The sequence below is a fragment of the Brevundimonas sp. ALps5 genome (assembly GCF_058681645.1).
Map to the genome: position 1 here is coordinate 112,584 of NZ_CM178744.1, position 12,017 is coordinate 124,600.

A 12,017-nucleotide genomic window follows, 5' to 3' on the forward strand; every position below is an offset into this window, starting at 1 on the left:
CAGCGAAGGCTCAGGCGCGGCGTCCGTCAAATCAGGAGGCCGGGAAGCGGGCGTCGAGGGCGCGGTTGGCCATCAGGACATTGACGCGCGGCTGGCCGATGAAGCCGAGCAAGGCGCCTTGCGTATGCTGATCGATCACGCTCTGGACCTCGGCTGCTGGCACGCCCCGGGCGGTCGCGATGCGCGCCGCCTGGGCGTGAGCGTAGGCCGGTGAGATGTCCGGGTCGAGCCCCGAGGCCGAGGCGGTGACGGCGTCGGCGGGCACGGCGCGCACGCCGTCGTCGACGCGGATCGTGTCGGCTGTCGTCTTCACCCGCTCGGCCAGATCGGCGTTCAGCGGGCCGTAGTTGGAGCCCGAGGACGAGACGCCGTCATAGCCCTTGCCCGCCGCCGACGGCCGCGAATGCAGGTAGCGAGCCTCGGCGAACGGCTGGCCGATCAGGGCCGAACCCTGCACCGCGCCCGAGGCGTCGCGGACGAGGCTGCCGTTGGCCTGGGCCGGGAAGAGCCCTTGCGCGAAGCCGGTGATCGCCAGCGGATAGGCCAGCCCCAGAACCAGGGTGAAAAGCGCCATCATCACAATGGCGGGACGCAGTTGGTTGACCATTGTCTCAGTCCTTGAGAACCGCCGCCGGGACGGGACCCGGGCGGTCGGGAGCGTGGGTGCGATCGGCGTGGGCCAGCAGGCTGACGACCACGACGGCGGCGATGACGAACAGGGCGAACCAGACGTCGTTCTTTCCGGCGGCCTTGAACGTGTTTCGGGGCATGGGGCTCGCTCTCACGCCAGACCCAGACCGGTGATGATCAGGTCGATGGCCTTTATCCCCGCGAAGGGCGCGACCAGTCCGCCGAGGCCGTAGATCAGCAGGTTCCGGCCCAGCAGCTTGCCGGCGCCGACCGCGCGATACTTCACACCACGCAGGGCCAGAGGGATCAGGGCGACGATAACCAGGGCGTTGAAGATCACCGCCGACAGGATGGCGCTTTCGGGCGATCCCAGACGCATGATGTTCAGCGCGCCCAGCGCCGGCAGGCCGACCACGAACATCGCCGGGATGATGGCGAAATACTTGGCCACGTCGTTGGCGATCGAGAAGGTCGTCAGGGCGCCACGGGTGATCAACAGCTGTTTGCCGACCTCGACGATCTCGATGACCTTGGTCGGGTCGCTGTCGAGATCGACCATGTTGCCGGCCTCACGCGCGGCCTGGGCGCCGGTCTGCATGGCGACGCCGACGTCGGCCTGGGCCAGAGCCGGGGCGTCGTTGGCGCCGTCGCCGCACATGGCGACCAGCCGGCCCTTCGCCTGTTCGGCCTTGATCAGCCGCATCTTGTCCTCGGGCGTGGCCTCGGCGAGGTAGTCGTCGACACCCGCTTCCGAGGCGATCGCCGCCGCCGTCACCGGGTTGTCGCCGGTGATCATGACGGTGCGCAGGCCCATGGCGCGGAGCTCGGCGAAGCGGGCCTTCACCCCCGGCTTGACCACGTCCTTCAGGTGGATGACCCCGACCAGGGCGCCGTTCTCGGTCACGGCCAGAGGCGTGCCGCCCGAGCGGGCGATGCGGTCCACGGCGGCGCGGAACTCGGCCGGGGCCGCGGCCTCGGTCAGATTCAGCGACTTGAGCACCGCATCGACCGCGCCCTTTCGCCACGACGATCCGCCGCTCTCCAGACCCGACTGGCGGGTCACGGCGGTGAAGGGGATGACCTTGGCGCCGGCGGGCGCCTCGGCCGTGATCCCGCTGTTGCGGCCCAGTTCGACGATGGAGCGGCCTTCCGGCGTCTCATCGGCGAGGGAGGCGGTGACGGCGGCGCGCAGGGCGGCCTCGGGGCGGACGCCCGGGACCGGGATGACCTCGGTCGCCATGCGGTTGCCGAAGGTGATGGTGCCGGTCTTGTCGAGCAGCAGGGTGTCGACGTCGCCTGCCGCCTCCACCGCGCGGCCCGAGGTGGCCAGAACGTTCACCTTCAGCAACCGGTCCATGCCGGCGATGCCGACGGCGGACAGCAACCCCCCGATCGTGGTCGGGATCAGGGTGATGAACAGGGCGCCGAGCACGATGGGATCCAGCTTCACGCCCGAATAGGCGCCGAGGCCCAGCAGGGTCACGACCGCGATCAGGAAGACCAGGGTCAGGCCGGCCAGCAGGACCGACAGGGCCAGTTCGTTCGGCGTCTTGCGACGGTCCGCGCCCTCGACCATGGCGATCATCCGATCAAGGAAGGTCGAGCCAGGGGCCGAGGTGATCCGCACCTTGATCCAGTCGGAGACGACCGTGGTGCCGCCGGTGACGGCGGAGCGGTCGCCGCCAGATTCTCGAATGACGGGCGCACTCTCGCCGGTAATCGCGGCCTCGTTGACCGAGGCCACGCCCTCGACGATCTCGCCGTCGGACGGGATCACATCGCCGGCCTCGACCAGAACGATCGACCCGATGGTCAGGTCGCCGGCGGGGGTCTCCGAGACCTTGCCGGTGGCCGGATCGATCAGTTTGGCCGGGGTGGTGACGCGGGTGGCGCGCAGGGAGTCAGCAGCGGCCTTGCCCCGGCCCTCGGCGACGCTTTCGGCGACGTTGGCGAACAGGACCGTGGCCCAGAGCCACAGGGCCAGCTGGACGGCGAAGCTCGCGGAGTGCCCCGAGGCGACCGCCCCGGCCGCCGAGACCGTCGCCAGCAGGGCGACGATCCAGGTGACGAAGATGACCGGATTCCGGAGCAGGTGCTTCGGGTTCAGCTTGATGACGGCGTCCTTGAGGGCGCGGCCCAGCATGGCGCCGGACAGACCGCCCGCGAGGGGTTTGTGCGTCTCGCCGACGGTATCAGGATTGGCGAAGGTCATTTCAGATATCCGATCAGTGGAGCCCGCCAAGCATCTGGAAATGCTCGACGATGGGTCCAAGGGCGAGGGCCGGGAAGAACTGCAGCCCGCCCAGGATGAGGATGACGCCGATCAGCAGGCCGATGAACTGCAGGCCGTCGGTCGGCAGGGTGCCGGCGCTGGGCGCGAGCTTGGGCTTGACCACCAGGGCGCCGGCGATGGCGAGGACCGCGACGGCCGGAACGAACCGCCCCGCCAGCATCCCGATCCCCAGCGTCGTGTTCCACCAGGGGGCGTTGGCGGTCAGACCCGCGAAGGCCGAGCCGTTGTTCGCCGCCGCCGAGGTGTAGGCGTAGAGGATCTCCGACAGCCCGTGCGGCCCGCTGTTGAGGAGCCCCTTCAGCGCCTCGGGCAGGACCGCGCCGATCGCCGTGAAGCCGAGAATGGCCAGCGGCAGGACCAGCACCGCGATCATGGCGAACTGGATCTCGCGCGCCTCGATCTTCTTGCCGAGATACTCGGGGGTGCGGCCGACCATCAGGCCGGCGACGAAGACCGCCAGCATGGCCATGACGACCATGATCGCGATGCCCGAACCGATCCCGCCGGGCAGGATCTCGCCCAGCTGCATCAGGAACATCTGCAGACCGCCCGACAGCGGCATGAAGCTGCCGTGCATGGCGTTGACCGAGCCGTTGGAGGCGCCGGTCGTGGGGCCGGCCCAGGCGACAGACGAAGCCACGCCGAGACGGACCTCCTTGCCCTCCATATTGAGCGGCTGCGCGATCCCGGCGGCGACGAGGGCCGGGGCAGGCTGGGTTTCGGCGACGTACATCCCCGCGGTGCAGGTCGCCAGCAGGACGAAGGCGGCGGCGACGAGAGCGCGGATGTCCTTTCTGGCCAGGACGCTGCGGCCGAAGGCGAAGAAGGCGGCCCAGCCCAGGACGTTGATCGAGACGCTCTCGATCAGATTGGTCAGGGGCGACGGGTTCTCGAACGGATGGGCGGAGTTGGCGTTGAAGATGCCACCCCCGTTGATGCCCAGCTGTTTGATGGCCTCCTGACTGGCGGCCGGGAACAGGGCGAGCGTCTGCGATCCGCCTTCGAGGCCGGTCGCGGAGGCCGAAGCCGCCAGGCTCTGCACCACGCCCAGACCGACCAGCACCATGGCCAGACCGATCGACAGCGGCAGCAGCAGATAGAGGGTGGTCCGCGTCAGGTCGGCCCAGAAGTTGCCGACCCCCTCCCCGCGATTGGCGACGAAGGCGCGGGCCAAGGCGGCGGCGATGGTCGCGCCTGTGGCGGCGGAGAGGAAGTTCTGGGTCGTGAAGCCGGCCATCTGGCTGAAGGTCGAGGCCGCGGCCTCGCCCGAATAAGACTGCCAGTTGGTGTTGGTCACGAAGCTGACGGCGGCGTTGAAGGCCAGATGCGCCGACATGCCGTCGAAACCCTGCGGGTTCAGCGGCAGGAGGTTCTGCAGCCTCAGGATCGCATAGAGCAGGAAGAAGCCGACCGCGTTGAACACGATCAGGGCCGAGGCGTAGCCGACCCAGCCCTGGCTGCGCTGCGGGTCGACGCCCGCCGCCCTGTAGAACAGGCCCTCGACCGGCCGCAGCACGGGGTCGAGCCAGGTGCGCTCGCCGTTCCAGACGCGCGACAGATAGATCCCGAGCGGCCAGGCCAGGGCTACCGACAGGAAGAGGGTCAGGGCGATCTCCGCCCAGCCTTGGATGGTCATCATGACGGCGGCTCCTTCAGAACCGCTCGGGCCGCAGCAGGGCCGCGACCATATAGACGGCGACCACCACGGCGCCGGTGCCCCAGAGAATGGCGATCATCAGCCGATCCTCTTCAGGGCATGAACGAGGACGGCGAAGGCGACGAACGCCCCGCCGCCCAGCGCGAGAAACAAAAGATCGGCCATTCGGCGCCTCCGGAAAATCAGGAGGCGGGTGGACCATATTCCAGCGTAACGGGGCGATGCGGAAAGCCGCCCCGCGCATAAGGGGAGCATAAGGTTCGGCTCCCCGGTCGGGTCGGTCAGACCCCGGTCAGGGTTTATCCCGATGGCGGTTCGACCCGCCGGGGATAAGGTCCAGGCCTCACGCTGGCCAGACGGTGATCCACTCCGTGTACGGCCAGACGCCGACGGGCATGACCGCCCGATTCCAGGAGCAGACAGGATGCGCGCCTCGATCCCCGGACTGGTCCCCATGGTTCTGGTGCGCCTGCTGCTGGTCGTCGCGCTTCTGGCGGCAAACAAGGCGCTGGCGGACCCCTTCTAGCCCGCTTCTCCCTTCCCCACCGGCAATCCCCTGCTTCGGGCCGGGGGTTTTCCCGGATGCCGCCCTGAGGGTCGCCGCCCCAGAGTGGCGACGGACAGGAAGGGACCGCGATCGTGCGCCGCAGACAGACCCGGACCCGACGGATCGCTCTCGGCGCCGCGGCCTGCGCCAGCCTTGCGGCTCAGGCGAGTCACGCTCGGGCTTCCGATCCCGAACCGGCCCTTACCCCTGTCGTGGAGATCGCCCCGACCCCGGCCCCGCAGGCCGACGCCCCGGTAGCGCCCTCGCCCGTCAAACCCGGCTTCTTCAGCCAGTTCATCGACCCCGAGGACCACGACCTCGACTTCTCGGCCTTCCTGGCCAGGGGCGGCTTCGTCCCCGTGCCGATCATCATCACCGAGCCGGCGGTGGACGGCGGCGGCGGCGTGGCCCTGGCCTTTGTCAAGGCTAGTCCGCAGAACCCGCGTCAGGTGACGCGGCACGTCATCGGCGCCTTCCGGACCGGCAACGGCTCCGAGGGCCTCGGCTATTTCCAGAGCGGCTATGCCTTCGACGGACGGCTGAACTACCGCTTCGGTGTCGCCACCGGCGAGATCACCCTTGCTGCCTATCCCGCCTTCGCCCCCGGCGGCGTCGAATACACAAGCCAGTACGACTACGGCATCGTCGGCTCAGCGCTCTGGCATTTCAGCGACGACCGCTTCTCGATCGGGCCGGTGTTCGACTTCCGCAAGCTGACGTCCTCGATCAACACCAGCTTCATGCCGGAGGATGTCGCGGACGATTTCGGGAGGACCCTGCAAACCGGCGCCCTGGGCCTGGGGTTTCACTTCGACAGCCGCGACAACGCCGTCACCCCCACGCGCGGCGCGAACGCCTCCGTCGAGGGCAGGTTCAACCGCGAGGCCTTCGGCAGCGATCGGGACTATGAGATCTTCGGCGCCCACCTCTACGTCTTCGGCCAGATCCGCGGTCCGGTGCGCTACGGCGCCAAGGTCGAGGTCGACGCCATCCGCGACGACTTCCCCTTCTTCTACGCCCCCGCCGTCAACCTGCGCGGGGTTCAGAAGGCGGAGTATCAGGGGATGACCGCCGTCAGCACCGAGGTGGAGACGACCTGGCAGGTCTCGCCGCGCTGGTCCCTGCTGGCCTTCGCCGGATACGGGTCCGCCGAGAGCGGCGACCGCCGCACCTTCCAGGATACAGGCGACATCTGGTCAGGCGGCGTCGGCTTCCGCTATCGCCTCGCTCGCAGGCTGGGCATGGACGCCGGAGCCGACTTCGCCTGGGGCCCCGGCGGCTTCATATGGTACCTGCAGTTCGGCCACGCCTGGTCGTTCGGCATGGACTGATCGCGGGGACTGACCGCCCCGTCAGGACCCCGGCGTCACCACCAGCAGTTCGAAGCTGCCCGGGACCATCGCCGCCCGATGCCCCTCGACTGCGGGCGCGAACAGGGCGGTCGGGATGAAGGCGTCTCCGCTGGCGGGATCCAGGGCGATGGTGCGCCCGCCGCTACGGGTCGGCAGGGTCTGGACCAGGGTCGCGTCGCCGTTGGCGATCTGGAGCACCGACAGGGTGGCGCTCTCGCCCGCCGGGATCAGGGCGCGCTTGCGGTTCGGGTCGTAGGCGACGCCGTCGGCGCCGTCGCCGATTTCGATCGTGCGCACCGTCTGGCCAGTCGAGGCGCGGACCAGATCAGCGACACCGTCGCAGGCGACGATCAGCAGGTCCTCGCCGGTCGCATAGGCGATGCCGGTCGGGCCTTCGCAGCCCGGCAAGGCGTAGCGGCCGGTGACCGTCCGCGCGGCGATGTCGACCACGGCGATCTCGTTTCTGTCCTCGACATTGACGAAGGCGTGGCCCTTGCCGTCGAGAGCGGCGGCCTCCAGCGCGCCGCCGACCTCGATGCGGCCGAGCGACTGGTGGGTGCGGCTGTCGATGAGGTCGATCTGGCCGCCGCGATGATCCATGACCAGCACTGTCCCGGACGCGGTATCGACGGCGACGGCGTCGGGCCCCTGCCCCGTCTGGACCGTGGCGACGGGCGAACCGTTGCTGGCGTCGACAAAGACGGCGCTGGCGGTGTCGCCGTTGGTGATCAGGATCTCCGAGCCGGCGTTGACGGTCAGGGCCGCGTGCCCCCTCGCCGCCGGTTCGATGACCACCCCTGCGCCGCCCGCGCCGAGATCGAAGGCGTCCACGGCGGTCGAGCGTGCGACCAGCACCCGGTTCCGCGCGGCGTCGAAGCTGGCGTAGTCCCAGCCCCCATCCGGTCCGGGCAGATGGGCGGTGATGTGATAGCCGGGCGCGGGGCTTTCAGCGAAGGCGGCGCTGCTCGCGAGCAGGCCGACGGCAGTCAGGGCGGCAAGAACGATCCGGGGCATTGGAACTCTCTCTCTCAGGCGGGGGGAAGCGTGTTTGAAGGTGTCGGCACGGTCAGGGAGACCGCCAGGCCGGGATGACGATTGGTGATCCGCAGTGGAACGCCGTGCAGGGTGGCGATGGCCGAGACCATGGAAAGTCCAAGACCCGAGCCGACCGTGTGGCGGCTGCGATCCAGCCGGTAGAAGCGGCGCGTCAGATTGACCAGCTCTGTCTCGGGGGCGCCGGGACCATCGTCGGCGACGGTGATCGTAGCCTCATCGGCATATCTGTTGACGGCGACCGAGATGGCCTTTCCCGGCGCGCCATGGGTCAGGGCGTTGTCGATCAGGCTGGCGACCGCCTGGGCCAGAAGAGCGCTGTCGCCTTCGACCACCGCCTCCGGATCGGCGACGAAGCTGAGGGTCCAGCCGGCCTCGTCGGCGGCGGGCTGATAGGCCTCGACCACCTCGGCCACCGTCGGGACGAGGTCGAAGACGGCGAAGCGGCGGCTGGTCCCGCCCTCGATCTGGGCCAGACGCAGCAGGGCGGCGAAGATCTCCAGCAGGCGATCCGTCTCGCCGACGGCGTCGGTCAGCAGGTCGTCGCGCGCCCCTGCGGGCGCGGCCTGGGCGTCCTCCAGCCGGTTGCGCAGGCGGGTCAGGGGCGTGCGCAGGTCGTGGGCGACGTCCGCCGACACCTGGCGGATCGCCTCCATGGCGCTCTCCAGCCGCTCCAGCATGGCGTTCAGGGTGTCGGCCAGATCGTCGAACTCGCGCCCGATGCCCAGCGACGGCAGCCGCTCGCTGAGGTCGCCACTCATCACCCGCCCGGCCGCATCGGTCACGCCCTGCAGGCGACGCAGCAGGACCGCCCCCGCCGCCGCCCCGCCGATCAGGGCCAGCAGGACGATGACCAGGCCGCCGATGATGGCCAGCCGGTGCAGCCACTGGCGCAGCTCCTCCAGGGCATAGGTGTCGCGGCCGACGGCGATGAAGGTGCCGTCCCGGGCCCGGTCCGTCAGGACGATGACCTCGATATCGTTGCTGTCGACGGACTCGTCCTCTTCCGCGGCCATGGGGACATGGATGCTGGCCTCGCCCCGGATCTGTTCGACGGAGGCCGGAAGGCCCGCCGCCAGTCGTTGGCCGGACGGGGTGACGACCAGATAGCTGAAGCGCTCGGGCTGGCCGCCCGCGACATGCTCCTTCAGGGAGGCGATCAGGGCGGGTCCGCCCTCGGCGTTGGCGTCGGCGACCAGGACCGCGACCTGATCGCGCAGGGCGTCGCGCGCAGTCTCCTCGGCGAAGCGGCCGACGGCGACGTCGAGCACCACCAGCAGCAGGGCCGCCCCGATGCCGAACACCGCCGCGAAGACCATGGCCATCCGGAAGGTGGTGGTCTGCCAGAGTTTGGCGGGGGCTCTATTCCGGTTCATCGAGCACATATCCCACACCCCGCAGGGTGCGGATAAGTTCGATGTCGAAGCCGCGGTCGACCTTGGACCTCAGCCGGCTGACATGGGCGTCGACAATGTTGGTGCGGGGGTCGAAGTGGAAGCCCCACAGGCTTTCCAGCAGCATGGTCCGGGTCACCGTCTCGCCCACACGGCGCGCCAGGAACTCCAGCAGCTTGTACTCCTGCGGCGTCAGCTCGATGCGCTTGTCGGCCCGGGTCACCTTGCGGCGGCGGGTGTCGATCGACAGGTCGGCGATGCGGATGACGTCGTTCTGGCTGGTCAGGGGCGGACGGCGCACCAGGGCGTTCAGCCGGGCCAGAAGTTCGCTGAAGGCGAAGGGTTTGACCAGATAGTCGTCGGCGCCGCCTTCCAGTCCCGAGACCCGGTCCTCGATCGAGCCCAGAGCCGTCAGCACCAGAACCGGGGCATTGATCCCCTCGGCGCGCAACAGGCCGATGGCCTCAAGCCCCGAGACGCCCGGCAGCATCCGGTCCATGACGATGACGTCATGGGCGCCGGCCATGCCGATCTGCACGCCTTCGTCGCCCGTCTTCGCCACATCGACGGTGTGACCGGTCTCGACCAGGCCCCGCGCAATGAAGGACGCGGTGCGCTCGTCATCCTCGACGACCAGCACCTTCATGCCCGCACCTGAGACTGGAACTCTCGCTTCATGGCCGGAGATGATCACGAAGCCGGGCCTGGAGGCCAGCCGAAGTCGTGGCTTCGACGCCGAATTAATGCGACCGTCAGACTACGCGTAAACGGTGAGGCCTAGGCGGAAGACATTGCTTTGTTGGGCGAGTTCCCTGTGAGTCACAGCCAGAGGATTATCGGCGTCAGCGCCCTTGCAATCGCCATCAGCGCGGCCCTGACCGGCTGCGTCTCCTACCAGGCCCAACCTGTGGATCTGGCCGCCTCGGCGGGGGTGATCGAGGCCCGGACCGTGCCGACGCCGCCCAGCGGAACCCTGTCGTATCTCAGCGCCCTCGATCTGGCCCTGCAGCGGGCTCCGGCGGTTCTTCAGGCCCGCGCCGCCTACGATAGCGCCGTCGCGGCGGCGCGGACCGCGCGGGTCCGCCCGGCGATGACCCTGACCCTGACGGCGGAATATTCGCGACAGGCCGATCCGAACAAGCCGTGGCTCTATGGCGGGGCGCTGGATGTACCGCTGGACCGGGGGCGCGGCGCGCGCATAGACAGCGCCGATCTGGCCATTCTGAAAGCACGCTACGACCTGATCGAGGCGGTCTGGGCGACCCGCACCGCCCTGCGCCGCGCCCTGTTCGATCAGGCGGTGGCGGAACAGGAACTGGCCATCGCCGACCGGCAGATCGCCATCCGCGAGCAGCGGCTCGCCGTATTCGAACGCCGGGTCGCCCTCGGCGAGGACGCCCGGCCCGTCGCCCTGACCGCGGCGACGGAACTGTCGATGTCGCGCCAGCGCCGGACCTCGGCGGCGGCGGCCCTGACACAGGCCCGGGCGGCGATCGCGGCCCAGCTCGGCGTGACGGTCGAGGCCCTGGGCGGCCTCCGGATCGAGACCCCGACCGCCACGCCGCCCGCCGCCGACGCTGTACCCACCCTCCGCCGCGACGCCGCCATCGGCCGCGCCGATGTGCTCAAGGCCGTCGTCGACTACGACATCGCCGAACAGGGTCTGCGCACCGCCGTGGCCGGTCAGTATCCGCAGGTGACGCTCAGCCCCGGCTATACCTGGGAGCGTGGGATCACCAAGCTGCCGTTCAACCTCGGCCTCGCCCTGCCCCCGGTCGACCTGAACCGCGCCGCGATCAACGAGGCCGAGGTCAAACGGGCCGAGGCCGGAACCGCGCTGGAAGCCGCCCAGGCCAAGGTCTTCGCCGAGGTGGACGCCGCCGCCTCGGCGCTGGCCGGCGCTGACCGTCAGGCGGCCCGGATCGAGGCCGAGGACCGCCCCCTCGCCGCCCGCGCCAAGGCCCTGACCGACCGCGCCGTCGCACTCGGCGAGAACGACCGCACCGACGCCTTGGCCGCCGAGGCCTCGGCACTGGACGTCGATCTGTCGGCCGTCGATGTGCGCCGCCTACAGGCGACCGACCTCGCCGATTTCGAAGCCGCGACGCGCGTTCTTGCCGACCCGGCCGAACGCGATCGCCTCGCCGCCGCCATCCCCTCCCCTGCCTCTGGCCCGGAGACGACCCGATGAACGCCCGCCGTCACGCGCCCTTGCTGGCCGCTATCGCTCTCGGCCTGTGCGGCGCCGCCGCCGAAGCCCCGCCGCCGGCGCAGATGCCCGCCGCGACCCAGCACCGGCTCTCGGTCCAGACCGCCCCCCTTACGGCCGCCAGCCATGCACCCAGCGTCGCCGGATACGCCCGGGTCATCGACGCCGGACCGCTGGCCCTGCTCGACAGCGACCTGTCCGCCGCCCTCGCCGCCGCCGCCGCGTCACAGGCGGAAGCCGCCCGCGCCACCGCCCTGAACGCCACCGACCAGATGGTCGCCGCCAAGGTCTCGGAAGCGGCCGTCGCCACGGCACGCGCCGATCAGGCGAAGGTCCGACTGCTGAGAACCCGGCTGGGCCTCGAATGGGGACCGGCGCTGACGGCCATGGGCGACGGCGGCCGCACCCGGCTGATCCGCGACCTCGCCGCCGGGAACGCCGTCCTGCTGCGCATCGACGCCGCGACGCCGGCCGCGAACAGCGGCGGCGTCACCTTGGACCTCGGGCCGAACGGCACGGCCCGGGCGCGTATCCTCGGCCCCTCGCGCACCGCCGATCCCCGTCTGCAGTCGGCAGGCCAGCTGGCCATCGTCACAGGTCCGCAAGCCCGGCTGCTGGGCGTCGGTCTCGCCCTTCCGGTGCAGATCCCGGCGGGTGGCGGCGTGACCGGCGTCCTCGTGCCCGACAGCGCCGTCCTGCGCGCCGAGGGTCAGAGCTGGGTCTATGTGAAGACCGGCGCCGAAGCCTTCGAGCGCCGCCTGCTCGACCAGCCGGTCGCTACGCCCGAGGGCCTGTTCGTGACGTCAGGCCTCAAGGCCGGAGACGTCGTCGCCACACGCGGCGCCTCGGCCCTCTACGCCGCCGAACAGGCGGGCGGCTGAT

General features: G+C 70.1%; 11 protein-coding genes. 3 read left to right on the forward strand and 8 right to left on the reverse strand.

All coding sequences use genetic code 11. The features are described 5' to 3' along the window. Positions 1–31 precede the first annotated feature (31 nt). The 5 genes from kdpC to ACW172_RS00395 are packed head-to-tail and all read right to left on the reverse strand — an operon-like array spanning position 32 to position 4,824. Positions 32–607 (reverse strand): potassium-transporting ATPase subunit KdpC, encoded by a 576-nt coding sequence (gene kdpC, locus ACW172_RS00375; protein ID WP_492033223.1) that lies wholly within the window; start codon positions 605–607, stop codon positions 32–34. A 4-nt stretch (positions 608–611) separates the two neighbouring features. Continuing rightward, complete coding sequence (locus tag ACW172_RS00380; RefSeq protein ID WP_492033224.1) at positions 612–770, reverse strand: hypothetical protein; 159 nt, start codon at positions 768–770, stop codon at positions 612–614. Between the two features lie 11 nt (positions 771–781). Then, positions 782–2,842 carry a potassium-transporting ATPase subunit KdpB gene (kdpB, locus tag ACW172_RS00385; protein ID WP_492033225.1) on the reverse strand — a complete coding sequence of 687 codons (2,061 nt, stop codon included), beginning with the start codon at positions 2,840–2,842 and terminating at the stop codon, positions 782–784. Positions 2,843–2,855: 13 nt separating this feature from the next. Then, positions 2,856–4,559, reverse strand: coding sequence for a potassium-transporting ATPase subunit KdpA (gene kdpA / locus ACW172_RS00390; RefSeq protein ID WP_492035029.1), 1,704 nt, complete (start codon positions 4,557–4,559; stop codon positions 2,856–2,858). Between the two features lie 16 nt (positions 4,560–4,575). Further along, the gene (locus tag ACW172_RS00395; RefSeq protein ID WP_492033226.1) at positions 4,576–4,824 is read right to left on the reverse strand and encodes a potassium-transporting ATPase subunit F; all 249 of its coding nucleotides are present in this window, start codon (positions 4,822–4,824) and stop codon (positions 4,576–4,578) included. A gap of 395 nt (positions 4,825–5,219) precedes the next feature. Here ACW172_RS00395 and ACW172_RS00400 point away from each other — a divergent pair, with 395 nt between their 5' ends. Further along, a complete protein-coding gene (locus ACW172_RS00400) occupies positions 5,220–6,458 on the forward strand; it encodes a hypothetical protein (RefSeq protein ID WP_492033227.1) in 1,239 nt (412 codons plus the stop codon). Between the two features lie 21 nt (positions 6,459–6,479). On the opposite strand, the gene ACW172_RS00405 is transcribed toward ACW172_RS00400, so the two are convergent. Genes ACW172_RS00405 through ACW172_RS00415 form a run of 3 tightly spaced genes read right to left on the reverse strand, consistent with a single transcriptional unit; the run spans position 6,480 to position 9,572 of the window. Continuing rightward, the gene (locus ACW172_RS00405; protein WP_492033228.1) at positions 6,480–7,493 is read right to left on the reverse strand and encodes a YncE family protein; all 1,014 of its coding nucleotides are present in this window, start codon (positions 7,491–7,493) and stop codon (positions 6,480–6,482) included. A gap of 14 nt (positions 7,494–7,507) precedes the next feature. After that, a complete protein-coding gene (locus ACW172_RS00410; RefSeq protein ID WP_492033229.1) occupies positions 7,508–8,908 on the reverse strand; it encodes a sensor histidine kinase in 1,401 nt (466 codons plus the stop codon). Then, the gene (locus tag ACW172_RS00415) at positions 8,895–9,572 is read right to left on the reverse strand and encodes a winged helix-turn-helix domain-containing protein (RefSeq protein ID WP_492033230.1); all 678 of its coding nucleotides are present in this window, start codon (positions 9,570–9,572) and stop codon (positions 8,895–8,897) included. The genes ACW172_RS00410 and ACW172_RS00415 overlap by 14 nt, the downstream gene beginning before the upstream one ends. Positions 9,573–9,740: 168 nt before the next feature. Here ACW172_RS00415 and ACW172_RS00420 point away from each other — a divergent pair, with 168 nt between their 5' ends. Together ACW172_RS00420 and ACW172_RS00425 are read left to right on the forward strand one after the other, a co-directional pair. Beyond that, positions 9,741–11,117, forward strand: a complete 1,377-nt coding sequence (locus tag ACW172_RS00420) for a TolC family protein (RefSeq protein ID WP_492033231.1) — start codon at positions 9,741–9,743, stop codon at positions 11,115–11,117. Then, the gene (locus ACW172_RS00425; RefSeq protein ID WP_492033232.1) at positions 11,114–12,016 is read left to right on the forward strand and encodes an efflux RND transporter periplasmic adaptor subunit; all 903 of its coding nucleotides are present in this window, start codon (positions 11,114–11,116) and stop codon (positions 12,014–12,016) included. The genes ACW172_RS00420 and ACW172_RS00425 overlap by 4 nt, the downstream gene beginning before the upstream one ends. Position 12,017 lies beyond the last annotated feature (1 nt).

Bases quoted from the DNA above. Each gene is read 5' to 3' on its own strand.
- kdpC (WP_492033223.1), bottom strand. From the start codon at position 607: ATGGTCAACCAACTGCGTCCCGCCATTGTGATGATGGCGCTTTTCACC.
- ACW172_RS00380 (WP_492033224.1), bottom strand. From the start codon at position 770: ATGCCCCGAAACACGTTCAAGGCCGCCGGAAAGAACGACGTCTGGTTC.
- kdpB (WP_492033225.1), bottom strand. From the start codon at position 2,842: ATGACCTTCGCCAATCCTGATACCGTCGGCGAGACGCACAAACCCCTC.
- kdpA (WP_492035029.1), bottom strand. From the start codon at position 4,559: ATGACCATCCAAGGCTGGGCGGAGATCGCCCTGACCCTCTTCCTGTCG.
- ACW172_RS00395 (WP_492033226.1), bottom strand. From the start codon at position 4,824: ATGCGCGGGGCGGCTTTCCGCATCGCCCCGTTACGCTGGAATATGGTC.
- ACW172_RS00405 (WP_492033228.1), bottom strand. From the start codon at position 7,493: ATGCCCCGGATCGTTCTTGCCGCCCTGACTGCCGTCGGCCTGCTCGCG.
- ACW172_RS00410 (WP_492033229.1), bottom strand. From the start codon at position 8,908: ATGAACCGGAATAGAGCCCCCGCCAAACTCTGGCAGACCACCACCTTC.
- ACW172_RS00415 (WP_492033230.1), bottom strand. From the start codon at position 9,572: ATGAAGGTGCTGGTCGTCGAGGATGACGAGCGCACCGCGTCCTTCATT.
- ACW172_RS00425 (WP_492033232.1), top strand. From the start codon at position 11,114: ATGAACGCCCGCCGTCACGCGCCCTTGCTGGCCGCTATCGCTCTCGGC.